This window comes from Sphingosinicella flava, assembly GCF_016025255.1.
GTDB classification, from domain to species: domain Bacteria; phylum Pseudomonadota; class Alphaproteobacteria; order Sphingomonadales; family Sphingomonadaceae; genus Allosphingosinicella; species Allosphingosinicella flava.
The window spans coordinates 1,220,843-1,244,751 of record NZ_CP065592.1; the positions used below are offsets into that span (position 1 = coordinate 1,220,843).

A 23,909-nucleotide genomic window follows, 5' to 3' on the forward strand; every position below is an offset into this window, starting at 1 on the left:
GATGGCCCGTTTCCTTAAAACCCGTCATCCCGGCGAAAGCCGGACTCTTCTGTCCAAATCGCGCCGAGATTCCGGCTTTCGCCGGAATGACGTTCGAAAAAGACGGAAGGATGAGGACGGCTTCACCCTCGTCGAACTGATGGTCGTCATCGTCATCATCGGCCTGCTCGCCACCGTGGTCGTGGTGAACGTCATGCCAGCGCAAGACACGGCGCGGGTCAAGAAGGCGGAGGCCGACATCGCGACGTTGGAGCAGGCTGCGGAACTCTACCGCCTCAACCGGCTCAATTATCCGGCCGGCCTCGACGCACTGGTGAGCGAAGGCTTCATCAAGCGGCTGCCGACCGATCCGTGGGGCAATGCCTATCGCTATGCCGCGCCGGGGCGAAGCGGGGCGCCGTTCGACATTTACAGCCTTGGCGCCGACAATGCCGAAGGCGGCGAAGGGGACGATGCGGATATCGGCACCTTCGCGAAGTGACGCGGGCTTCACGCTCGTCGAGCTGCTGATCGTCCTGGTCGTCATGGGCCTGCTGGCGTCGGTCGTGGTCGTCGCCATGCCCGATCCCAAAGGCTCCGTGATGGCCGAGGCGCAGCGTTTCGCGGCACGCGCCAAGGCGGCGCAGGACAAGGCGATCCTGGACGGGCGCGCGGTCGCGGTGCGGGTGAGCGCCGACGGCTACAGCTTCGAGCAAAGGCGGGACGGGGCGTGGCAACCGATGGCGCCGCCTTATTCCACATTCGAATGGCATGACAGGACGGCGGCGGCGATGACGGCGCCGGGACGCTTCCTGTTCGACGCGACCGGCATCGCCGAACCCGCCTCGCTGACCCTCACCCGCGATGGCGAGAGGGCTCGGGTGGAGATAGACGGCGGAGGGGCGGTCCGTGTCGGCGCGTAGAGGCGAAAGCGGCTTCACCCTCATCGAGATGCTGGTGGCGCTCGCCATCTTCAGCCTCGCCGCGCTGGCTCTGCTGCGGCTCAACGGCGCCACGGTGACCAGCACCACGCGGCTGCAGGATCAGGCGATGGCGCAGATCGTCGCGCGCAACATCGCGGTCGAGACGCTGACCGATCCGATCCCGCCCGCCTTCGGCACGGCGAGCGGCGAAGTGACGAACGGCAACCGCCGCTGGTTGTGGACGCGGGTCACCAACCGGTCACCGGAAGCACGCATCCAGCAAATCGAGATCGAAGTGCGCAGCGTGAGCGGGCCGGAAGCGGCGAGGCTCACCGTCTTCCGATCGGCCGAGATTCCGGCATGAGGGTGACACGCTCCTTGTGCTCCGGCGGAGGCCGGAGCCCAGCCGCGCGGAAGGTGCCGCTGGATTCCGGCTTTCGCCGGAATACTGAAACGGGCTTCACGCTTGTCGAGCTGCTCGTCGCCTTGTTCATTTTCGGACTGCTGGCCGCGACCGGCGTGGTGCTCCTCTCCTTCAGCGTGCGGGCCGAGGACAATGCGGCGACGCGGATGGAGGAAGTGAGCCGGATGCGCCGCCTCGGCACCCTGCTGACCGGCGATCTCGCCCAAGCGATGCGGCGCGTATCGCGCGACGAAAATGCGGCGCTGCGCCCGGCCTTTGCGGGCAGTGCGAGCGGCGGGCCGCTGCTCGCTTTCGTGCGGGCCGGGTGGGACAATCCGGAGGGTGCGCCGCGCGCTTCGCTGCAGAAGGTCGAATATCGCCTGTCCGGCAATCGGCTGGAACGCGTCGCTTATCCTCATGTCGACGGCGCCGCGCCGCTGCCGCCGATGGTGTTGGCGGAAGACGTGCGGAGCGTGCGTCTGCGCTTCCGTGACGAGAATGGCGCGTGGCTCGACCGCTGGATCGTCGACAATGCCTATGCGATGCCCCGCGTGGTTGAGTTGGAGATCGTGACCGGGCGGGAGGGCGTAGTGCGGCAGCTCTTCCTGGTGGGTGGGGCATGAGGCGCTTCCGGCCTTCGCAGCGGGAACGGGGCGCGGCGTTGCTGACCGTCCTGCTGCTCGTCGCGGTGATGGGCGCCATCGCGGTCGTCGCGCTGGAACGGATGCGGCTCGCCACTCGCCTCGCCATGAACAGCGTGGCGCTCGATCAGGCGCGGCAATTCGCCATCGGCGTCGAAGGGCTGATGACGCTCGCCATGAACGATCTGCTCGCCGCGAGCCCCGATGCAACCCTGCCCAATGGCTGGCAGGATACGACGCGCCAGATCCCGCTGCCGGGCGGCGGAATGGCGGAAGCGCGGGCGGCGGACGGGGGCAATTGCTTCAATCTGAACAGCCTGGCGACGGCGCCGGAGCAAGGCGGCGACCTGATCGCCAACCCAATCGCGATCGCGCAGTTCGCCGGCCTGATGCAGGTCTTGGACGTGCCGCAGGGCATCGCCGTGCGGATCGCCGATGGCGCGGCCGACTGGGTCGATGCCGACACGGCCGCGCAGCCTCAGGGGGCGGAGGACAATGTCTACCGGCAATCGGCGCAGCCCTACCGCGCCGCCAACGCGCCTTTCGCGGACAAGAGCGAGCTTCGCGCCGTCGCGGGCGTGACCGCCGAAGCCTATGATCGGGTGCGACCCTTCGTCTGCGCATTGCCGACGCACGATCTGTCGCCGATCAACGTCAACACGCTGAAACCGGAGCAGGCGCCGCTCCTCGCGATGCTGGCGCCCGAGCAGATTCCGGTCGACCGGGCCCTGCAGGCCCTGGCGGCGCGCCCGGCGGGGGGCTGGGCGAGTATCGGCGATTTCTGGACGCGCACGATCTTGAACGGCGTGATGCTGCCGACGCAGGTGCAGGGCCAGCCGGGGGTCAAGAGCCAATGGTTCGCCCTTGACGTGACCGTCCGGCTGGGCGAGGCGGAAGTGCGCGAAGCGGCGCTGGTCGACGCGCGCGAAAAGCCCGCGCGCATCGTCGCGCGGCGATGGGGGGATGACGAGTGAGTGCGGCGTTGCTGATCTTCCTGTCCCGGGGCGGCTTCGCCGGATGGATGCAGCTGGCCGACGGCGCTGTCGTCGCGCGCGGCGAAAGGCTGGAGGGTTTGCCTGTCGTCTCGGGCCGGACGTTGCCCATCACCGTCGTCGTGCCCGGCGATGAAGTGTCGCTCCATTGGGCCGAATTTCCCGAAGGATTGTCGGAGCCGCAGGCGCAGGCCGCCGGGCGGATCATGGCCGCCGATCTTGCCGCACAGCCGGTCGCCGACCTGCATGTCGCGGTGGGTCCAGAGGGCGGCAATGGCGTGCGCTGCATCGCGCTGGTTTCCGCTTTGCAGGTGGCGGGATGGATCGCGCGGCTGGCGGATCAGGGGATCGACCCGGACCGCATCGTGCCGGAGCCGTTGCTGCTCTTGCCGCCAGAGGAAGGCTTGATCCGTTTCGACAAGGAAGGATTGGCACTTTACCGGGGTCCGGCGGATGCGTTCAGCGTCGAGGCCGAACTGGCCGCACTGATGGCACCCGCTGTCGACGTGCAGACCATCGACGCCGAACGATTCGAAGCCGATCTGCCGGCGGCGCTGGACGCCCTGCCGGTCAATCTGCGCCAAGGGCCGTTCGCGAAACGCCGGGCGTGGAAGATCGACTGGAAGCGCGTGCGCCGCATGGCCGTGCTGGGCGTCGTCATCCTGTTTCTCGGCGTCGCGATCCAGTTCGCGCTGATCCTGCGTTACACGTTCGCGGCGGACGCGGCGGAACAGGAACGTGCCGCCTTAGCCGAACAGGTGACGCCGGGCGGGGGGCCGGATCAGCTCGACGCCCGCCTGCGCGCGCTGGGCGGCGGGGCGCGGCTGACGCCGCTCGCCGGAATTTTGTTCGACGCCATCCGGAACACGCCCAATGTACAGCTATCCGCGCTCGGCTTCGACGAGAATGGCCTGCGGGCGACGATACTCGCCGATGCCCCGGGCAGCATCGCCGCCGTCCAACAGCAGATCGCGTCGCGCGGCTTCGCGGCGGAGGCGGGCGCGATCCGGCCGCAAGGCAACCGATCGGTCGCCGAACTGACGATGAGGCCGCGATGACGACACGCTTCCTCGATTGGTGGAAGGGCCGCACCGTGCGCGAGCAGCGGATGCTGGTCGCCCTTGCCGTGGTTGCTGCCCTGGTTCTCGGCTGGCTGCTCGTCATCCGCCCGCTCGACGCAGCCTTAGCCTCAGCGAAGGAGCGGCATGGCCAGGCGGTCGCCGCGCTCGCCCAGACCCGCGCCCAGGCCAAGGCGATTAACGACCTGACGCAGCGTCCCGCGCCGGCGCTCGGCGGTCCGCTCGCGACCGTCATCGGCACGTCGGCAAGCGAAGCGGGATTCACCGTCAGCCGCCTCGACGCGGATGCGAACGGCAACGTGACGCTCGCGATTGCGGCGGCGCGGCCGCAAGCCTTTTTCGCCTGGGTCGCGGAGATGGAAAGCCGGGGCGCGATCGCCGCCAATCTCACCGCCAGCGCGAATACCGATCAGACGCTGAGCGTTCAGGCGACCTTCCGAGCGGGAGGACGGTGATGCGCATCCGCTTGCCGCTGGGCCGCACGCTCTTCTTTCTGAGCGCCTTCGCCTTTGCGACGGTAGCGCTGCTGCCGTTGCGGTTGGCGCTAGATTGGTTGGGGTTGGATGAACGCGGCTTCGCGGCGCGCGAGGCGCAGGGCAGCCTGTGGCTAGGCGCCATCAGCGAGGCGCAGTGGAACGGAGTCCCGCTCGGCGACCTTCAGGCGCGGCTGCGGACGCTCCCGCTGCTCGCCCTGCGCGCGCGCGTCGATCTCGACAGTCCCGATGCGCCGAAGCGCGTGGACGGCGGCATCACCGTCACCCGCAACACCTTCGGCGTCGACGACCTGACCGCGACGCTCGACACGGTTGGACTGCTTGGCGGTCTGCCGATCGCCCGCCTGGACCTGGCGGACGTGACGGCGCGCTTCGACGGTGGCACGTGCCGGGCCGCCGAGGGACAAGCGACGGCGACCCTCGCCCCGGTCGCAAGCCTGCCGCTTCCGGGGCAAATGACCGGCACCGCGCGCTGCGACGCGGGTGCGCTGCTCATTCCATTCCAGAGCGCGAGCGGCGCGGAACGGATGGAGATGCGCCTGATGCCCGGCGGGCAATATCAAGCGCGCGTCCAGCTCCTTTCGGCCACGCCCGCCATGGCCCCCGCCCTTACCGCCGCCGGCTTCACGGCGACGGGGGCCGGCTTCGTCCTCGAACGGCAGGGCGCCTTTTAGCTTAGCCTTCGCCCGCGGCGACGCTCCGGCGGCTCCCGTAGAGGAAATAGATGGCGAGGCCGACGACCTGCGCGATCAGGAAATAATGCTGGGTCTTCGCGGGCAGGCTGTAGAAGAGATAGGCGCAGCCGAGGATCGCGATCAGGCCGACCACCCAGGGCATGGGCGTACGGAAGGTGCGCTCCGCATCCGGGGCGCGGCGGCGCATGATCAGCATGCAGACGGCAACCGCCGCGAAGGCGGTCAGCGTCCCAGCATTGGCGAGCGCGGCGAGATCGGCGAGCGGGATGAAGCCTGCCAAGATCGCGACCAGGATCGCGGTGAACAGGGTGATCCGCACCGGATTGCCCCGCGCCGATACCCGGGCGAGGCCGCGCGGGAGCAGCCCGTCGCGCGCCATCACGAAGAAGATGCGGCTCTGCCCGTAGAAGAAAGCGAGGATCACGGTCGGCAGGGCGATGACGGCGGATGCCGCGAGATAAGTCGCGGCGGCGGGTTGCCCGAGCTCGCGCAGGATCAGGGCCAGCGGCTCGGGACTGTTGGCGAAGCGGGTATAGGCAAGTGCGCCGATCGCGGCGGCGGCCACGGCCATGTAGATGGCGACGCAAGCGACCATCGATCCGACGATGCCGATGGAGAGATCCCGTCCCGGATTCTTCGCTTCCTCCGCCGCCGTGGCGATGGCATCGAAACCATAAAAGGCGAAGAAGATGATGGCGGCGGCGGCCATGACGCCACGCTCGACGCCGTCGGCGCTCATCTGCTTGTCGAAGCCGAAGGGCGCGAAGGGTTCGAAATTGGCAGCGTCGAAATAAGGCAGGGCGACCGCGACGAAGACGATGAGCGCGACGATCTTCACGACGACCAGGATGGCGTTCAACGTCGCGCTTTCCCGCGTGCCCGCGATCAGGAGGCCCGCGACGACGGCGATGATGAAGATGGCGGGCAGGTTGACGATGCCGCCAAGTTCCGGCCCCTGCATCAGGCTCATCGGCACGCCCGCCCAGGCCTGGAGCAGGGGTGCGGCATATCCGGACCAACCGACCGCGACCGCGCTCACCACCAGCGAATATTCAAGGATGAGGCTCCACCCCACGATCCAAGCGAGCAGTTCGCCGATCACGACATAGGTGTAGGTGTAGGCGCTGCCTGAAGCCGGGATCATCGTCGCCATTTCGGCATAGGCTAGCGCCGCGCAGGCGCAGATCACGCCTGCGATGGCGAAGGACAGGATGACGGCGGGCCCGGCCTTGTCCGCGCCAACGCCGATCAGGGTCAGAATGCCGGTCCCGACGATCGCGCCGACGCCAAGCGCCACAAGGTGCGGCCAGCCGAGGCTGCGCTTCAGCCGATGTTCCGAAGGCAGATCCTCGCTCGCGACGATCCTTTTGCGCGCATTCCATTGTGCCAAGACGCGTCCCCTTTTCCCTGTCCTGTTCGGCGCCCTTGCTGGCAGTCCGCCCCGGAATTGTCGAGGATCAATAATCCTTGGAGACGCGGACGCTCGCATTATGGCGCCCAATCGTCGAGACGCTCGACAGGAGAGAGAGCCAGCGCGTGATTTGATATTCGATGCGGGTCGCCGAATAACCGCGGCCGTCCGTCACCACCTCCACATAGAAGCGGCGGCCCAGATATTTGCCGGCCGCGAGCGACGTTCCTTGCCCCGTCACGATGTCGCCGGGGAGGATGCGGAGCCGGTCGAGCCCGACGGCTGAGCGGACGGCATTGATCGGATCGAGGCCCGCGCCCGGGTTATTGAGGGCCGCGACGGCGGCGGCGAGTTGCAACGCTTCGGGCGCGGAGAGATTGGTGATCGACGTGCCGAACAGCAGGCGGCTCAAAAGCTCGTCCTGCGGCAAAGGCGGTGTGCTGGTGAAGGCGATTTCCGGCCGGAGCCCGCTGCCCGTCACGCGGATCGTCGCATTGAGGCCCTGCACCCCGCCCTGGGCCACGATGTCGAGGATCGGGTCGGGCGGCGCGTCGCCGACGAAGCGGATCACTCCGCGTTCAAGATCGAAGGTCCGCCCGGCGAAATCGTAGCTGCCGCGCACCAGATCGGCGCGGCCGTTGATGCGCGGCGCAGTGACCGGACCGTCGATCGACAGGTTCGCGCTCCATTCGCTCGAAATGCCGAGCCCGGTCACCTGCAAACCGTTTCGCGCGCGCACCGCCATGTCGAATTGCCAGGGGCTTGGCGTCCGCGTTTCCGTCCAATCGTCGTCGCGCCCATTCACTTCGCGCACCGGCAGACGCGGCACCTGCGCCGCCGCCGTGGCGCTGCCGAGGCGGAAGAGGCCGCTGACGAGATTGAGGTCGCCGGAAATGGTGCCGCCATCCCCGTCCGACCGGATGCGGATCGGGCCGGTCACCTTCGCTTTCAAATCGTCGCGGTCGAGTATCTGGGCGCGATTGGCGTCGACGGTGAGATCGATGCCGAGGCCGCGCGCGGACAGGAGGAAGGAGCCACGGCCCGAAACCCTGCCATCATTCTTCGTCGTGCCGCTGAAGCTGTCGAGCAGCAGGCGCGACCCGTCGAAACGGCCGGAAGCGGCGAGATTCTGGACGACTGTGCCGGTGATCGCGCTTTCGAGCCTCGCCTGCTGGGCGCGCAGGGAGCCGCGAATGGCGGGATCGTTCAGCGTTCCGGTCACGTCCGCGCCGAGGGCGACCGGACCGCTGATGTTGAACAATTCGACGCCGGTCAGGCCCCAAAGCGTGTCGGCTGGCCCATTGTAACGGATCTGCGCGAAAAGCGGCGCCGCGCTCAGCCGGTCGATGAGCGTGCCGCCGTCCGGCAAGGGCGAAAGCCGGGCCTGGGCGCGGCCGATGGTGCGGCCCTGGCTCGCTGCGACGGCGCGGAGCGCGGCGTTGCGGCCGTCGAGCTTCGCCGCGATGCCGAGATCGACCGGAGCAGTGGACAGGACGATCCCGGCGCGGGTGAGGCCGCGCACGCGCAGGTTCAAATCCCCCTTCGGCGCGCCGCCGCCAGCGGGCACGTCGTAACGCAAGGTGCCCGACGCAATCCCGCCGAGGCCGAGATCCGGATAAGCGATATCGAGCACGGTGAGCGGCATGGCGTCGAGCCGCGCATCAATCTGGGTTCGCGCGGAATTGAACATGCCCCCCACTTCGGCGCTGCCCCCGGCGAAGGTGATTGCGGTCGGCGCGAGGTTCCAGCCGTCGCCGGCACGGGTCAGGATGGCGGGAGACTTGAGCGCGATGGGGCGCCGGTCGACGCTGCCCCGGCCAGAGATACCAATGCGTTGCGGCGTCACGTCGGCGACGGCCGCGAAGGTGAAAGTGCGGCCGCGCGTGCCCGCGACATCGGCGCGGATCTGGCCCGAACCGCCGCGCAGGCTGGCCGAGGCGCTGATGCTGGCGAGCGACACGGCGCCGCGCGTGACGCCGCGCGCTTCCAACGTGCCTTCGATGGACGTGCCGTTCGGATCGAGCAGGATCACGCCGTCGAGGCGGCCCCGGCGGATGGCGATGGCGGGCGGCCCCGCGAAACGCGCCTGATCGGCGACGAGATGCGCCTCGATCCGCTGGATGCCGCCAGCAGGCTGGAAGAGGAGGCCGCCACGAAGGCCACCGCCGGAAATATTGAGCTGGCCCTGGAAGCCGCCGGGATCGGAGCGCAGGCGCCCCGTCGCGCTGGTACCGGATACTTGCAGCGCGTCGATCGCGATGACGGCCGGGGCATTAGCGGGGAGCAGGATCGCGCCTTTAGACGTGAAGGGGCCAAGAGTCGAAAGCCCAGCCGCTTCATAAGCATAGCCCCCCGCATTGGGTTGGAGCGTCAGGTCCATGTCGCGAATGCCGAGGGCCTCGTTGGGCCGGTCGAGGCGGAGGGTGACGCGCGGCCGGGAGATGTCGCCGTCGAGGACGATCGAGAAAGGCCCATAGTCCGCCTGATTGCCGCGCCCCTCGAAATGGAAGGTGCCGTCGCGGCGGCGGTAGCCATTGCCGTTGATCGCGATCTTCGGCGCGCGCAGGCGCAGGTTCCGGAAGTGAATGACGCCGTCCGCGCCGCGCAGGAGGCCGGTCTCGATCCGCGGGAGACCCCCGGCAAGGGAAGCGAGGAATTTGTTGTCGAGGCGCCGGACCCAGGCCTTGCCGGTGCCCGTGACGATCGTGCCGCGCCCGTTCGCGCCCGGCACCACCTTCAACTCGCTCGTCACGTCGACGATGCCGAGGCCGGGAATGGAATAGCGGGTGAGGCCTCCGGAAAGGACGACATCGTATCGGCCGGTGACGAGGTCGACGAACAGGCTGACCTTGCCCTTCAACTTGTCCGAAGTCAGGGACAGGCTTTCGCCGGTCAATGCCCGGGCCGTGACCTTGAGCAGGCCGTCGACGCGCAAATTGGCGAGAATGCCGCCCGCGACGCTGCCGACGCCCGTCACGCGCCGCGCGGTGAAGCGGATGGGAACGGCGACCGGCGGATCGGACAGCCGCCCGCGTCCTTCGGCGCGGACATCTTCGAATCCCGTATCGTCGAAGGCGACGCGCGGCGCGGTGGCGCGATAGGAGAAAGCGGCCGTGCCGAACGGACCGTCTAAAGTCATGGCGAGGCGGATGCGGTTGCCCGTCATGTTGGGAAACAAGGCTGCCGGACGGAGCAGGTCCACGCCAAGGCGGACATTGTCGAAGCCCTTGCCCGCGAGATCGACGATCCCGGCGGCCTCAACCTTGAGCGCGGCCGACCGCAGCGACAAACGGCCATCGAGGCGGCGGTCCTCGAACGTGCCGGCGCCCTTAAGATCAATGCGCGGGGCGGACAGGCGCATCAACTTGCCCTTCAGGAATTGGGCGGGCGCGAGCGCGCCGGACAAGCCGTAGCGGCCCGCTTCCACGCCAAGGCGCAGGTCGGCGCTGCGCCGTCCGGAAAGATCGAGCAGGGCACGGCCCGACCATTTGGTCCAGGTGCCGTCGCCCTCGATGGCGAGGCGGATCGGGCGCTTCGTGCCCACGATCGCGCCCGTGAGGCTGTTGGCCGGAGCATCGAGCTGCACGTCGAGGTCGAAGCGGTCGGCATCGGGCTGGGCGTCGAGCAGCAAGGCGAGACGATCGCCGCCGTCGCGGATCACCGCGTCGAGATCGATGAGTGCGCGCCCGTCCCGAATGTCGGCGCGGCCCTGCAGCGTGCCGGAACGCCATCGCCCGGTGACGGCGGGGCCGATGCGCAGTTCCTCCACCCGCAAGCGATCGATCCAGAGGTCGAAGCCGGGCAGGATCGGACGCGGCTCGACGCTCGGCCGGAATTTGGGCAGGCGGTGGAGGATGACGAGGCGGGCATCGAACGTATTGATATGAAGCCGGTTCGCCACCCAGCCGATCGGTTCCCAATCCAGCGCGACTTCCGGCGATTGGGCAAAGAGCCCTTGCGGGTCGTACAGGCGGACATCCTTCAACCGGGTTTCGCCCCAGATGGAGCCTTCGATGGCGCCGATGCGGATGCGGAAACCCGAACGCGGCGCCTGTTCCGCCACCGTCTTGGCGATGAAGCGATGCCCGGCTTCGGTGTCGAGATAGACGAGGAAGGATGTGATCCCGAGCAGGGCCGCGACGAAAAACGCGAAGGCGAAGCGGCCAAGGCGCACCAGAAGATGCGCCTTCCTGCGCCCCGGCCGGGGCGCTTCCCCCATGGCCCCGGCGTCCGTCAAAAGGCCTGACCCAGCGAAACGTAGACCGCGACCCGGCTGTCGCCGGATTGCGGATTGAGCGGGGTTCCGACATCGACGCGGATCGGACCGAAATTGGTGTGGTAGCGGACGCCGACCCCCGCGCCGAAGCGGAGGTTCGGGGTGTCGGGCAATTCGCCGGTATAAATGTTCCCCGCATCCAGGAATGGCACGATGCTGAGGCTGTTTTCGAACAAAGGCGTCCGCACCCGCGCCTCTATCGAAAATTCGGCAAGGCTGCGGCCGCCGATCGGATCGCGGAAGACCGGGTCGCGCGGCCCCAGGGCCTGATAGCCGTAACCGCGCACCGAGCCGCCGCCGCCCGCATAGAAGCGGCGGGACGGCGCGATCCGGTCGCGCTCCGCGCCGAGGATCGTCCCGAGCCGGACCCGCCCGGCGAAAACCACGCGATCGTTCACCGGCCGGTAGAAGCTGGCGTCGATCTGAGCGCGGGCATAGCCGAACGCGCCGTCCTGCAACGATATCTCCGGCGACAGGCGGCCGGAAAGGCGGAAGCCGCGCGTCGGATCGAGCAGGTCGTCCGATCCGTCATAGGCAAGGCCCGCGGGCAAGGCGCCGATAAAGAAAGTGCGGCTACGCTCCTGCTCGCTGGCTAGATCGACGTCGCGCTCGTCCGACGCGAGCAGTTCGGCGCCAGCGAACCAGGTCCACGCCTTTTGCCAGATGATGTTGGATTGGCGTTCGATATTGCCGGACAAAGTGAAGGTATGCGCCTCATAGGCTTCGCGCTCGACATGGGTGGCGGCGACGAGGGCGTTCAGCACCTGATCCCGGCGACGGAAATTGTTGCGGCGGAGCGTGGCGGAGATAACTTGCTCGCGCGTGCCAAGGACGCCGCGAAACGTGACGGCGCCTTCGGGCGGCAGCAAATTGCGGTGCTGCCAGCTGCCTTCGACCCGCAGGCCTTCCCCCGTGCCATAACCGATTTCGCCCGCGACGGTGCGCGGCGGGGCCGGTTCGAGCGCGACGGCGACATCGACGCGGCCCGTCGCCTCGTTGGCCACCGGCCGGACCATGACGGTGGAGACTAGTCCCGTAGCGACGAGAGCGCGGCGCAGGTCTTCCAGCCGGGATTGCTCGAACGGATCGCCTTCGTCGAAGCGCGCAATGACGCCGATATGTTCGGGCGAGAAGAGCGGCGTGCCATCGACAACGATCGCGCCGAACCGGCGGTCGCCGCCGGGCGCCACGGGCAAGCGCAACGTGGCGCTGCGCGCTTCGTGATCGACGACGATGTCGAGCTCGCCGACCGTGGCGAAAGCATAGCCCTGCTCGCCGAGCGCCACGCGCAACGCCGCCGTTCCCGCCGTCACCGCGGCGGCATCGACCGGATCGTTTTGCCGGATGCCGAAAGCCGTGCGCAGACTGGACTCATCGGCCCCCGCCGCCTCGATGCCAGGGAGGCTCACTTCGGCGAAACGGTAGAGGGCGCCGGGTTGCGCCTCGAGGATCACGTTCACCTGGCCCGTGCCGGCACCGGATTCCGCACGCGCCTCGACGACGGCGTCGTAATAGCCCCTTGCCCGCAGCAATTGGATCAGGAGATCGCGATCCTCGTCGGCGCGGCGGTCGATCTGCGCGGCGTTGGCGGGATCGCCGCGATTGGCTTCGAGAACCGACAATTCCGCGAATTGAGCGCGGATGCCGCCGGCGTCGATGCCATCGAGGCCGCGGATCGCGACGGTGTAAGTTCGCTCCACCGCCGCGTCGGCCACGGCCGTGTCGGGTATGTCCGGAATGCCGTCATCCGCCCCGCTTTCGAGGTCCGGCCATTCCACGCCAAGGCCGGGCAGGGGATCCAGCGGCGCGGAAGGGTCGAGCGGCGCCTGCAACGCCGGGTCCAGCACCTCGGCATCCTGGCCCATGGCCGGGCTGTGACAAAGAAAAAGGGCAGTCGCGGCCATCAGCGCCGCCACTCGCCGCCCCGCCGCGACTTCCGACATGAGCGAAACCTACAGGGAGGAAGCCGCCGCCGCCAGAGAAGATTGCATCGCCTGGGCGCTGGAAAAGACGCGGCCGACCTGCCATGGAGACCCTATGGCTGACACTCCTTCCACGCAGCCCCGGTCGGCCGGGGTCTTCCTTGCGCTCGCGATGGTCGCCGGGGCGGTGATCGGGACGTTCGCGGGAGAGCCGAGCCTCGGCTTCCTGATCGGGCTCGGCACCGGAATCGCCGTGACCCTCGCCCTCTGGCTGATCGACCGCCGCCGGACCTAGCGGAGCGGACGGCCGACCCAAACGACGCGGCCGACAATCTCCATGTCCGACAGCGCGCAATCCGGCCAGCCCGGATAAGCGGCATTGTCGCTGACGATCGACACACGGCGCGCGGCGGGATTCATCGCGATCCGCTTCACCATCAGGACGCCGTCCACGCGCAGCACGTAAATACCATCGCGCAAGGTTTCGGCACCGTCCGATCCGTCGACCAGGATGTCGTCCCCGTCGGACAGGGTGGGAACCATCGAATCGCCTTCGACGCGGATCATCGATAGCCTGGACGGATCGCCGCGCGTCAGCGTGCGCAGCCACGCCTTGTCGAAACCCAGCAAATTGCGCGCCTGCTCGTCACCCGTGAAAGCGCCCGGCCCTGCCGACGCGCCAATGTCGAGACGCGGCACCGAGACCAGAAGATCGCCGGACGGCGCCTCGTCCGGCGCGCCGAGCAGGCTTTCAGGGACACCGAAATAGCGGGCGAGCAGGCGCCGGTCATCTTCCGCCAGCTTCCTGGGCGTGCCGCGTTTGATGAACTGCTGCATATAAGCGGGATTGCGGCCGAGCATGCGGGACAGGCCAGCATAATCTTCCCGTCTTTCCTCGATCAAACGCTGAAGGGTCGTGCGCACGTCCATGTTCCTCCCATACGGATAGGATTTTTCCTAGACAAGTAGGAAATGGCTTAGGATGAGAACATATCAGGAACGATAGTGAGTCGAAAGGACGGAGGGATGGATCAGGTTTTATGGAGAATAGAGCGCTATTTGCGCCGGACGAACACGCCGGCGACTCGCTTCGGGCGGGACGCACTTCGCGATCCCCGTCTGGTTTTCGATCTGAGAAATGGGCGGGAATTGCGGACGGAGACGGCGGCGCGCCTCGGCGCCTACCTCGATTCGCAAGAACATGGCTTGGAGGCGCGGCGATGATGGCGTTGCAACGCGACGCGTCGAGCGAGTTGCTGCGCGCGATCCGCAGGCGCGCGGGGGACCGGGCCACGCTCGCGATTGAAAATCTGAGCAGCCGCCCTTGGGCCAGCGCGACATTCTCAGGCGCACGGCATCACATCGCCTTTCGGATCGAGGGCGACCATGCCGACGACATGGCGGACGCGCTCCTCACCGGCATCGAAGCCGCCGAATTCACGCTGCGCGGGCATATCGTCGCCGACATCATCGTGCTTGGCCGGGATTTGACCGACCGGGGCGCGGTCCGCATCCGCCTGGAGGCCCTGACGGTCGAGGACGCTTAGCCTCCAGCGGAACGAAATCCGCCGGGCGGCGATTACCATTGCCTATGCTATGCTTCGTCGACGACGCCCTTCCCGGCATCACGCGCCGCCGCGCCGGCCGGGGATGGGCTTATTATGACGCGAAGGGCGACCGGATTGTCGACCGCGCGGAAATCGACCGGCTGAACCGGGTGGGCCTTCCGCCAGCCTATACCGACGCCTGGTTCTGCCCGTCGCCTCATGGCCATATCCAGGCCATCGGCTATGACGACAAAGGCCGGAAACAATATCGCTATCACCTCGATTTTCGCGCGCAGCGGGAGGCCGAGAAATATGACCGCTGCGCGAGTTTCGGCCGCTCCCTCCCCCTGCTCCGCGCCCGCGTCGCCGAGGATATCGCCGGAAGGAAACTGGGCCGCGATGCGGTCGTCGCCGCGGTCGTTCGGTTGATGGACCTCGGCTTCGTCCGGGTCGGCAACGAGGCCTATGCGCAGGCGAACAAGAGTTTCGGCGCGACCACGCTGCGGACGCGGCATGTGTCGGTCACCGGCAAGACGGTGAAGATGCGCTTCAAGGGCAAATCCGGGCAGCTCCAGGAATTGTCGATCACCGACCGCAATCTGACCCGGATGGTGAAGAAATGCCAGGATCTGCCCGGCCAGCATCTGTTCCAATATGTGGACGATCAGGGCGAGCCGCAGCCCGTCAGCTCCAGCGACGTCAACGCTTACATTCGCGATGCGATGGGCCAAGACTTCACCGCCAAGCATTTCCGCACCTGGGGCGCGAGCGTGATCGCGTTCGAACAGATTTGCGCGGCGGGAGAAAAAGGGCTGACCCTGAAGCGGCTGCTCGCGCCCGTCGCCAAGGCGCTGGGGAATACGCCCGCGATCAGCCGCAAATCCTATGTTCACCCCGCGCTGATCGATCTCGTCAAGGCTCATGAGGGGGAGCCCCTCGACGGGTTGCAATGCCCCCGTCCCACCAAGTATCTGTCGAGCGCCGAGCGCGGCCTGATCGACTTTCTCGACACTCTGGCCGCCGAAACGGAAGCGGGGATACAAGCGGCCTGATGACCGATCGAAGCACTGGACCGGCAGGCGCCGCGGAAGATCTATCCGCGCAGGCGGCCAGCCTCATGCGCCAAGCATCCGCCTGGATCGCCGACAACAGCCTCGGCGTGCTGACCGCTGCCCTTGCCGGAACGGTGATCGCGCTCGCCCTGATCGGCATCCGTTCGTTCGGCGCGCGATGGGTGGCGCGCAATACCGGCGACGTTCATTGGCGCTCCGTCTTCGCGCGGACCATCGCCAGAACCAGCCTCTTCTTCATCGTCATGTGCGCGGCGGAACTGGTCGCCGAGCATGCCGCGACGCCCCGCGATCTCCTGCGCCTCATCAACATCCTGTTCGTGATCTCGGCGACGTTCCAGGTCGCGATTTGGGCGCGCGAGCTGATCCTCGGCGCCATCGAGCATCGGGCGGGAGGATCGGACGAACAAAGCACGCTGGGATCGGCGATCGGCATTATCCGCCTGCTCGTCACCATCGGCCTGTTCGCCATCGCCATCGTCGTCATCCTCGACAATCTGGGCGTCAACGTCACCGGCCTCGTCGCGGGTCTCGGCATCGGCGGCATCGCCATCGGCCTCGCGGCGCAGGGCATCTTCTCCGATCTGTTCGCGGCGCTCGCCATCATCTTCGACAAGCCCTTCCGCCGCGGCGACACCATCCATTTCGGCACGATCACCGGCACGGTCGAACGGATCGGCCTCAAGACGACGCGCGTCCGATCCCTGCAAGGCGAGCAGGTCGTGATATCCAACACCAAGCTGCTGGATGAACGCGTCCACAATTACGCGCTTTTCGAACGGCGGCGGATCGTGATGAATTTCGGCCTCGTCTACCAAACCCCGCCCGCGATGCTGGCGCGGATCGGCGCGGAGGTGAAGGAGATCGTCGAACAGCGCGATGGTGCCACGTTCGATCGCTGCCACGCCTATCAGTTCGGCGCGTCGTCCATCGATTATGAGTTCGTCTTTCATGTCGAAACCGCGGACATCGATGCCGCCATGCAGGCGCGGCAGGACATCATGATCGCGATCATGCGCCGGTTCCGGGAGCTGGGTGCGGAATTCGCCTATCCGACGCAGACGACCTTCACCGCCGCGCCGGACGGGCGCCTCGTCATGCCCTATGCGGAGCCGCGGATCGGTCCGGAAGGTCCGTCAAAGCCCCACATCGTTCAGCGATAGCAAGGTCGCATTGCCGCCCGATGAGGTGGTATCGGTGCTCGTCACCCGCTCCGCGCAGAAGCGCGGGAGATAGTGCGGGCCGCCCGCCTTCGGACCGGTGCCGGATAGGCCTTCGCCGCCGAAGGGCTGGGAGCCGACGATGGCGCCGATCATCGAGCGGTTGACGTACAGATTGCCGACGCGGGCGAGCTGTTCGACATCGTCGGCAGAGCGCGCGATGCGGCTGTGGAGGCCCATGGTGAGGCCGAAGCCGCTGCGATTGACGCGGCGGATCGTGTCTTCCAGCTGCCCCGCCTTCCAGGTCGTGACGTGGAGGATCGGGCCGAACCATTCGCGTTTCAAATCCTCGATGGCGTCGAGGCGGATAGCGGTGGGCGGAACGAACAGGCCGTCTCTCGGCGCATCGACCGTCTTGATCCAGCGATCCCCCTGGGTCTCGCGATAGGTCATTAGGCGATCGTAGGCGCCTTGATCGATGACCGGACCGACATCGGTGCGCGGATCGGCGGGATCGCCGACGACCAGCGTGTCCATCGCGCCTGCCAGCATTTCCAACGTCCGGTCGGCGATTTCCTCCTGAAGTACGAGCAGCCGAAGTGCTGAACAGCGCTGGCCCGCCGAACGGAAGGCGGAGGTGACGACATCCTGCACCACCTGTTCGGGAAGCGCAGTGGAATCGACGATCATCGCGTTGATGCCGCCGGTTTCGGCGATGAGCGGGACGATCGGGCGGTCTTCATCCTCAAGCAGGGTGCGCGCGATGCGCTTGGCGGTGGCCGTGGAGCCGGTGAAGGCGACGCCCGCGATGCGCGGATCGGCGGTGAGCGCCGCGCCCATTTCGGGGCCGCCGATGGCGAGGACAAGCGCGTCCTCTGGAATGCCCGCACTATGGGCGAGGCCGACGGCATAAGCCGCGATTTCCGGCGTCTGAGGGGCGGGCTTGGCGACCACCGTGTTGCCGGTGACGAGCGCTGCGGCGACCTGGCCCAGAAAGATAGCAAGCGGGAAATTCCACGGCGCGATGCAGACCCAGGCGCCGCGGCCTTCCATGCGGAGCAGGTTGCGTTCGCCGGTCGGGCCCGGGAGTTCCAGGGGCTGGAGGTGATCGCGCGCCTGCTGGGCATAATAGCGGCAGAAATCGACGGCCTCGCGCACTTCGCCGAGGGCGTCGGGGATGGTCTTCTTCGCTTCCTGGACGGCGATCCGCATCAGCGCGTCGCGTTCCTGTTCGAGGAGGTCAGCGAGCCGGTCGAGGCAGGCGGCGCGGTGGTCTACGCCTGCGGCTTCCCATGCGGGGTAGGCGGATAGGGCGCGGGCAACGAATCCCTGTGCAACCCCGCCCTCATCGTTCGTATCGAGCGAAGTCGAGATGCGACCGCGCGAGCGCCCCTCGACTTCGCTCGGGACGAACGAAACTTGGTGGGCGACTTTGGCAAGAATAGCACGATCGTTGAGGTCGATGCCTTCGCTATTCTTGCGCTCGGGGCCGAACAAATCCTTGGGAAGCGGGATGCCGGGGTGGCGCGTGCCGCCCACCGCCGCGATCTTTTCGACCGGATCGGCGAGGATTTCGGCGTCGGTCATCTGCTCGTCGGCGAGCTGGTGGACAAAGCTCGAATTCGCGCCATTTTCCAGCAGGCGGCGGACGAGGTAGGCGAGGAGGTCGCGGTGGCCGCCGACCGGCGCATAAATGCGGGTGTGATACCCCTCTTCGCGCACCAGCTTCTCGTATAGCCCCTCGCCCATGCCGTGGAGGCGCTGGAATTCGAAGTCGCGGCTATCGCCCGCCCATTTGAGGATGGTGGCGACGGTGAGCGCGTTGTGGGTGGCGAAAGCCGGATAGATGTTGGGCGCGGCCAGCATGTCCTTCGCGCAGGCGAGGTAGGAGACGTCCGTCGCGGCCTTGCGGGTGAAGAGCGGATATTCGTGCAGGCCCTGTTCCTGGGCGCGCTTGATCTCGCTGTCCCAATAGGCGCCCTTGACCAGGCGTGCGGCGATGCGGCGGCCGGTGGCGCGGCCCACGGCGTCGGCCCAGGCGATGGTCGGACGCGCGCGCTTGCCATAGGCCTGGATTGCCATGCCGAGGCCGTCCCAGCCCTTGAGGGCCGGAAGCGCGGCGACGGTGCCGATGATGTCGAGGCTCATTTCGAGCCGCTCGGTTTCCTCGGCATCGATGGTGAAGGCGATGCCGTAATTGGCCGCGAGGGTCGCCAGCGCTTCGACTTGCTCGATCAGCGAGGAAACGCAGCGGTCATATTGCGCGACTTCATAGCGCGGATGGAGGGCGGAAAGTTTGACCGAGATGGAGTGGCCCGCCTCCGGCACCTTGCCGACGGCGTGGATCGCATCCTCATAGGCGCGAAAATAGCGCTCGGCGTCCGGGAAGGTGCGCGCCGCTTCCCCGAGCATGTCGAAGCTGGCGGTGAAGCCCTTATTCTCCGGCTTCTTCATCCGGCCGATTGCTTCTTCGATCGTACGGCCCATGACGAAGATCTCGCCCATCATCCGCATCGCGGCGCCGACCGCCTGGCGGACGAACGGCTCTCCCGCGCGGGCGATGAGCTTTTTCAGGATGCTGGCCTGGCTGCTGTCGCTCACCAGCGCGCGGCCGATGACAAGGCCCCAGGTCGCGCTGTTCACCAGCTTCGAATGCGACTTTCCGGCATGGGCGCGCCAATCGGCATTGCCGAGCTTGTCGGCGATGAGGAGATCGGCGGTTTCCGGATCGGGAACGCGCAGGAAGGCTTCGGCGAGCGACAGGAGCGCAACCCCCTCCGAGGTATTGAGGCGATATTCCTGCAGGAACTGGTTCACCCAGCCCGAGGATTGGGCGCTGCGCAGCTCAGCCAGCATGCCGAGAGCGCGATTCTCGACCCGTGCGCGTTCGCCCGAATCGAGCCGGGCATCCTTCAGCAGACCGGAAAGCACATCCGGTTCCGGCATCCGGAAAAGCCGCGAAATTTCGGCACGCGCGGTTGCCGTAGCGTCGCTTGGGCCAATTGCCATCTTGCCTCTCCTAAGGGGCTTGAGTCCGCCGCAAATCGGGTTCTAGACCGGCGCCCTAGCGAAGCCGGAGGCGCGTGGGAATATGCCTGTTGCCAGTCTCAACGATATCAAGGCGAAAGTGGGCGCCGATCTTGGCGCGTCGCCATGGATCGAGGTGACCCAGGCGCATATCGACACGTTCGCCGACGTGACCGGAGACCGGCAGTTCATCCATGTCGATCCGGACATGGCGAAGCAGACTCCGTTCGGCGGGACGATCGCGCATGGCTTCCTCACCTTGTCGCTGCTGAGCCAGATGGGCGCGGGCGTGATGATGGTGCCGGATACCACGAAGATGGTCGTCAATTACGGCTTCGATCGCGTCCGCTTCATCGCGCCGGTCCGCTCCGGCAAGCGCGTGCGGGGCCACTTCACCCTCGCCGCGTTCGAGGAAAAGCGCCCCGGCCAGTGGCAGGCGCTGCACAATGTCACCGTTGAAATCGAGGGTGAGGACAAGCCCGCGCTTACCGCCGACTGGATCGGCCTTATATATGTGTGAAATTGCACCTTGTGTTCCTGCGAAAGCAGGAACCCAGACAATGGCGCCGCTGGGCTCTTGCTTTCGCAGGAGCACGGAAAGCCAAATGAAAAGCAGAAGAGGAATCCGTAAATGACCCGCGACGCAGTCATCGTTTCCACCGCCCGTACGCCGATCGGCAAGGCCTATCGCGGCGCCTTCAACGCCACCCCGTCGCCGACGCTGGCCGCCCACGCCATCCGCGCCGCCGTCGAGCGGTCGGGCGTCGACCCGGCGGAGATCGAAGACGTGATCATGGGCGCCGCGCTCCAGCAGGGCGTGCAGACGACCATCGGCCGCACCGCCGCGCTCCGCTCGGGCCTGCCCGTCACCGTGTCCGGCATGTCGATCGACCGGCAATGTGCGTCCGGCCTCATGTCGATTGCGACGGCGGCCAAGCAGGTGATCGTCGACCGCATGGACGTGGTGGTCGCGGGCGGCGTCGAGAGCATCAGCCTCGTCCAGACGCCGGAGATGCGCGTCAGCCCCGATCCGGAGCTGCTGTCCATGCACAACGGCGTCTACATGCCGATGATCAACACCGCCGAGGTGGTCGGCAAACGCTACTCCGTCAGCCGCGAACGGCAGGACGATTATGCGCTCCGTTCGCAGCAGCGGACCGCCAGAGCACAGGCCGAAGGCAAGTTCGACGAGGAGATCATCTCCGTCACCGCGAAAATGGCGGTGAAGAACAAGGAAACCGGCGAAATTTCCATGCAGGAAGTGACGCTGGCGAAGGACGAAGGCAATCGTCCCGACACGACGATAGAGGGCTTGCGCTCGCTCCAGCCGGTCATGGGCCCGGAGGCGATGATCACGGCGGGCAATGCCAGCCAGCTGTCCGACGGCGCTTCGGCCTGCGTGGTGATGGAAGCCGGCGTCGCGCAGGCGCGCGGCCTCCAGCCGCTCGGCCGCTATCTCGGCATGGCGGTGGCGGGCACCGAGCCCGACGAAATGGGCATCGGCCCGGTCTTCGCGGTGCCGAAACTGCTGCAGCGTTTCGGCCTCACCATCGACGACATCGACCTGTGGGAATTGAACGAAGCCTTCGCCGTCCAGGTTCTCTATTGCCAGGACCGCCTGGGCATTCCGGACGAAAAATTGAACGTCAACGGCGGCGCCATCTCCATCGGCCACCCCTACGGCATGTCCGGTGCGCGCATGACCGGTCACATCCTGATCGAAGGCAAAAGGCGCGGCGCGAAATATGTCGTCGTGACCATGTGCGTCGGCGGCGGCATGGGCGCGGCTGGACTGTTCGAGGTTCTTTAAACAAATTCAATACCCTCCCCCTTGATGGGGAGGCCGGGTGGGGGTGATCTAGGTCGTAGAGCGCCGCTTCTTCCGGAAACACCGCCCTCACCCAGCGCCGGGTCGGCCATGCTCCCAGCGTGGCCTGAACAGCGCGGGCGCTGTTCACCCGGCACTCCCATCAAGGGGAGGGCTTTAATGATCGGGCTGGATGGATAAAAGCAGATCATGCCTAAAAACACCTCCCTCGCCCACAAGCTGCGCATCGACGTTCACGCCGCATGGCTCTCCGCGCGCGATCCGCGCACGTCGTGGGGGGCGCGGCTGTTTGGATTAATGGTGACGGCTTATGCCTTGTCGCCGATCGACCTTATTCCCGATTTCATTCCGATCCTTGGGCTGCTTGACGACATCATCCTCGTACCGTTCGGCCTCTGGCTTTTCGTGAAAATGCTGCCCGACGGCGTGTTCGCCGAACATCGGGCGGAAGCGGAGATCGCATCCGAGCGGCCGGGCTCCTTCTGGGGCGCGGCAATCGTGGCGGCGTTGTGGGTGCTCGCGGCGTTAGTGTTGTGGCGGCTGCTCGCCTTCAACTTCGATTGAAGTCGCGCGCTCGCGAAGCAGGAACATCCCGCTTCCGGCTCGCTGCCCCACCGCCTCTAATGCGTTGAAACCTTTCGGCGCATGCTCACCAAATCTCGGTCCAGTTGCCGCCGTCCATGCAAAAAAGGCCGTGCCGCTGTGCCGATGCCTTCTTGCGCACGATGGTCCACAGCACCTGCTTGCAGGTCCACGCGCCGACCCGGTCGTTTGCCAGCAGCTCGATCGTGCCGCGATTGGTATTGGCGTTGAATTCGATCTTCGCGCCGCTCTTCAGCGCCCCGACAGCCTTGGCGAGCGCCGGCCCGCGAAGATGATCGTCGGTCGGCCGGAAGGAACCGGCCGCGACATTGTTGAAATTCTGGCGCTCGGCAATGATGGCCGGGCTGAATTGCAGCGATCTCAAACCGGTGCCCGGGCCGAGATTGACGGGATAGGGTTCCACCTTCCCCGCGGCCGGCGCGGCGAGCGACAAAGCGGAAAGGAGAATGAACTGAAGCATGGCAAGCCCCCGGATATGAAACGCGTCTGATTATCCTGGCGAAGCTGAACGTCAGTATAATCCCGAAGGTGGTCAACCGTTATGAGCGGCGATCCACCCTTCCAGAACGGGCGCGATCTTGTCGCGCCACTTACTGCCGTGGAAGATGCCGTAATGGCCGACGCCCTTGGCCATGTGGTATTTCTTCATGGCCTTGGGCAATCGCGTCGCGATATCCAGCGCGGCCTTGGTCTGGCCGATGCCGGAAATATCGTCCCGCTCGCCCTCGATGGCGAGGATCGCGGTATCCGTGATCGCTTCCGGTTTCACACGGCGGCCGCGATGTTCCATCTCGCCTTTGGGCAGCAAATGCCGTTGGAAAACGGCGTCGACGGTCTGGAGATAGAATTCCTCCGTCATGTCGCAGACCGAGCGATATTCCTCGTAAAAAGCCTTGGTCGCGTCGGCGCTTTCGCCGTCCCCCTCGACGAGATGCTTGAACATCTCCCAATGGCTCATCAGGTGATTGCCGAGATTCATCGTCATGAAACCGGCGAGCTGCAGGAAGCCGGGATAGACCTTACGGCCCGCGCCCGGATAGCTGTAGGGCACGGTCGCGATGGCATTCTGCTCGAACCAGGCGTGCGGACGCTGGGTGGCGAGCAAATTCACCGCCGTCGGCGCGCGGCGCGTGTCGATGGGGCCGCCCATCATGGTGAGCGTCCGGGGCCGCGCGGGGTGCTTGTCTTCGTTCATCACCGCGACGGCGGCATAACAGGGCACGGACGGTTGGCAGACCGCCAGCATGTGGGCGCCCGGCCCGATATGCTCCAGGAAGGCGATGACATAATCGATATAATCGTCGAGATCGAAGCGGCCTTCGTCGAGCGGCACCAGCTTCGCGTCGCGCCAGTCGGTGATGTAGACGTCGTGTCCCGGCAGCATCCGTTCCACCGTGCCGCGCAACAGGGTCGCATAATGGCCGGACATCGGCGCGACGATCAGCAGCCGGGGCGATCCTTCGATGCCCTCGCGGCGGAAGCGCTTCAGCTGGCCGAAGGGCTTGCGGAGCACGATTTCCTCATGCACCGCGACTTCCCGGCCATCGACGATGGTCTTGTCGAGCCCGAATTCCGGCTTGCCGCGCGGCGCCGCCGCATGGGCGAACACGTCCAATGCCGACGACACGATCGGTCCCATCGCGCTGTAAGAGAAGGGATTGGCCGGATTCTGCATCCAGCCGGCGCCGATATTGGCCAGCGTGCTCGCCCCTGCGAGAAGCGACCTTTGGAATTCGTAAGCGTCGTAAAGCATTCAACCTCCCGCCCGTGCTGCACCGCAATAGCGCATGGGCGCATGAAAAGACCATAGGTTTCAAACAGGAACCGATAGGCACTGGTTCCCTCCTTCCTGACGACGT

Annotated in this window: 22 protein-coding genes; 15 read left to right on the forward strand and 7 right to left on the reverse strand. The window is 66.5% G+C overall.

Features of this window, described 5'->3' with window-relative positions; all coding sequences use genetic code 11:
• Position 1: 1 nt before the first annotated feature.
• The 8 genes from gspG to gspN are packed head-to-tail and all read left to right on the forward strand — an operon-like array spanning position 2 to position 5,185.
• Positions 2 to 481: a type II secretion system major pseudopilin GspG gene (gene gspG, locus IC614_RS06310; protein WP_200970525.1), complete on the forward strand. Its 480-nt coding sequence runs from the start codon at positions 2 to 4 to the stop codon at positions 479 to 481.
• Positions 453 to 902 (forward strand): GspH/FimT family pseudopilin, encoded by a 450-nt coding sequence (locus IC614_RS06315; RefSeq protein ID WP_200970526.1) that lies wholly within the window; start codon positions 453 to 455, stop codon positions 900 to 902. The genes gspG and IC614_RS06315 overlap by 29 nt, the downstream gene beginning before the upstream one ends.
• On the forward strand, positions 889 to 1,266 hold the full coding sequence (gspI, locus tag IC614_RS06320) for a type II secretion system minor pseudopilin GspI (protein WP_226372582.1): 378 nt from the start codon (positions 889 to 891) through the stop codon (positions 1,264 to 1,266). The genes IC614_RS06315 and gspI overlap by 14 nt, the downstream gene beginning before the upstream one ends.
• 53 nt (positions 1,267 to 1,319) lie before the next feature.
• A complete protein-coding gene (gene gspJ / locus IC614_RS06325; RefSeq protein ID WP_226372583.1) occupies positions 1,320 to 1,928 on the forward strand; it encodes a type II secretion system minor pseudopilin GspJ in 609 nt (202 codons plus the stop codon).
• A complete protein-coding gene (gspK, locus tag IC614_RS06330) occupies positions 1,925 to 2,920 on the forward strand; it encodes a type II secretion system minor pseudopilin GspK (RefSeq protein WP_200970528.1) in 996 nt (331 codons plus the stop codon). Before gspJ ends, gspK begins: the two co-directional genes overlap by 4 nt.
• Positions 2,917 to 3,996 carry a type II secretion system protein GspL gene (gspL, locus tag IC614_RS06335; RefSeq protein ID WP_200970529.1) on the forward strand — a complete coding sequence of 360 codons (1,080 nt, stop codon included), beginning with the start codon at positions 2,917 to 2,919 and terminating at the stop codon, positions 3,994 to 3,996. Before gspK ends, gspL begins: the two co-directional genes overlap by 4 nt.
• Complete coding sequence (gspM, locus tag IC614_RS06340) at positions 3,993 to 4,472, forward strand: type II secretion system protein GspM (protein ID WP_200970530.1); 480 nt, start codon at positions 3,993 to 3,995, stop codon at positions 4,470 to 4,472. Before gspL ends, gspM begins: the two co-directional genes overlap by 4 nt.
• Positions 4,472 to 5,185, forward strand: a complete 714-nt coding sequence (gene gspN / locus IC614_RS06345) for a type II secretion system protein N (RefSeq protein ID WP_200970531.1) — start codon at positions 4,472 to 4,474, stop codon at positions 5,183 to 5,185. Before gspM ends, gspN begins: the two co-directional genes overlap by 1 nt.
• Before the next feature lies 1 nt (position 5,186).
• Here gspN and IC614_RS06350 read toward each other — a convergent pair whose 3' ends face one another.
• The 3 genes from IC614_RS06350 to IC614_RS06360 all read right to left on the reverse strand — a co-directional run bounded on the left by IC614_RS06350 (position 5,187) and on the right by IC614_RS06360 (position 12,836).
• A complete protein-coding gene (locus tag IC614_RS06350) occupies positions 5,187 to 6,596 on the reverse strand; it encodes an amino acid permease (protein ID WP_226372584.1) in 1,410 nt (469 codons plus the stop codon).
• A 67-nt stretch (positions 6,597 to 6,663) separates the two neighbouring features.
• Entirely contained in the window at positions 6,664 to 10,836 is a 4,173-nt protein-coding gene (locus IC614_RS06355) for a translocation/assembly module TamB domain-containing protein (RefSeq protein ID WP_200970533.1), read from the reverse strand.
• A gap of 14 nt (positions 10,837 to 10,850) precedes the next feature.
• Positions 10,851 to 12,836 (reverse strand): autotransporter assembly complex protein TamA, encoded by a 1,986-nt coding sequence (locus IC614_RS06360; RefSeq protein WP_200970534.1) that lies wholly within the window; start codon positions 12,834 to 12,836, stop codon positions 10,851 to 10,853.
• Between IC614_RS06360 and IC614_RS06365 the strand changes: the two genes are divergently transcribed.
• Complete coding sequence (locus tag IC614_RS06365) at positions 12,835 to 13,110, forward strand: hypothetical protein (protein WP_226372585.1); 276 nt, start codon at positions 12,835 to 12,837, stop codon at positions 13,108 to 13,110. The genes IC614_RS06360 and IC614_RS06365 overlap by 2 nt on opposite strands.
• On the opposite strand, the gene IC614_RS06370 is transcribed toward IC614_RS06365, so the two are convergent.
• Positions 13,107 to 13,745, reverse strand: a complete 639-nt coding sequence (locus IC614_RS06370; RefSeq protein WP_200970535.1) for a S24 family peptidase — start codon at positions 13,743 to 13,745, stop codon at positions 13,107 to 13,109. The genes IC614_RS06365 and IC614_RS06370 overlap by 4 nt on opposite strands.
• Positions 13,746 to 14,035: 290 nt before the next feature.
• On the opposite strand from IC614_RS06370, the gene IC614_RS06375 reads away from it, so the two are divergent.
• From IC614_RS06375 to IC614_RS06385, 3 genes are read left to right on the forward strand one after another with little or no spacing between them, the layout of a single operon-like run.
• Complete coding sequence (locus IC614_RS06375; protein ID WP_200970536.1) at positions 14,036 to 14,362, forward strand: hypothetical protein; 327 nt, start codon at positions 14,036 to 14,038, stop codon at positions 14,360 to 14,362.
• Positions 14,363 to 14,406: 44 nt separating this feature from the next.
• A complete protein-coding gene (locus tag IC614_RS06380; RefSeq protein ID WP_200973131.1) occupies positions 14,407 to 15,414 on the forward strand; it encodes a DNA topoisomerase IB in 1,008 nt (335 codons plus the stop codon).
• On the forward strand, positions 15,414 to 16,595 hold the full coding sequence (locus IC614_RS06385) for a mechanosensitive ion channel family protein (RefSeq protein ID WP_200970537.1): 1,182 nt from the start codon (positions 15,414 to 15,416) through the stop codon (positions 16,593 to 16,595). The genes IC614_RS06380 and IC614_RS06385 overlap by 1 nt, the downstream gene beginning before the upstream one ends.
• On the opposite strand, the gene putA is transcribed toward IC614_RS06385, so the two are convergent.
• Entirely contained in the window at positions 16,569 to 19,601 is a 3,033-nt protein-coding gene (gene putA, locus IC614_RS06390) for a bifunctional proline dehydrogenase/L-glutamate gamma-semialdehyde dehydrogenase PutA (protein ID WP_200970538.1), read from the reverse strand. The genes IC614_RS06385 and putA overlap by 27 nt on opposite strands.
• A gap of 82 nt (positions 19,602 to 19,683) precedes the next feature.
• Between putA and IC614_RS06395 the strand changes: the two genes are divergently transcribed.
• The 3 genes from IC614_RS06395 to IC614_RS06405 all read left to right on the forward strand — a co-directional run bounded on the left by IC614_RS06395 (position 19,684) and on the right by IC614_RS06405 (position 22,011).
• Complete coding sequence (locus IC614_RS06395) at positions 19,684 to 20,139, forward strand: MaoC family dehydratase (RefSeq protein WP_200970539.1); 456 nt, start codon at positions 19,684 to 19,686, stop codon at positions 20,137 to 20,139.
• Between the two features lie 111 nt (positions 20,140 to 20,250).
• Positions 20,251 to 21,429, forward strand: a complete 1,179-nt coding sequence (locus IC614_RS06400; RefSeq protein WP_200970540.1) for an acetyl-CoA C-acyltransferase — start codon at positions 20,251 to 20,253, stop codon at positions 21,427 to 21,429.
• A gap of 207 nt (positions 21,430 to 21,636) precedes the next feature.
• Positions 21,637 to 22,011 carry a YkvA family protein gene (locus tag IC614_RS06405; protein ID WP_200970541.1) on the forward strand — a complete coding sequence of 125 codons (375 nt, stop codon included), beginning with the start codon at positions 21,637 to 21,639 and terminating at the stop codon, positions 22,009 to 22,011.
• 85 nt (positions 22,012 to 22,096) lie between these two features.
• Here the strand turns inward: IC614_RS06405 and IC614_RS06410 are convergent, their stop codons facing one another.
• Positions 22,097 to 22,510 (reverse strand): hypothetical protein, encoded by a 414-nt coding sequence (locus IC614_RS06410; RefSeq protein WP_200970542.1) that lies wholly within the window; start codon positions 22,508 to 22,510, stop codon positions 22,097 to 22,099.
• 72 nt (positions 22,511 to 22,582) lie between these two features.
• Entirely contained in the window at positions 22,583 to 23,803 is a 1,221-nt protein-coding gene (locus tag IC614_RS06415; RefSeq protein ID WP_200970543.1) for a polyhydroxyalkanoate depolymerase, read from the reverse strand.
• Between the last annotated feature and the right edge of the window lie 106 nt (positions 23,804 to 23,909).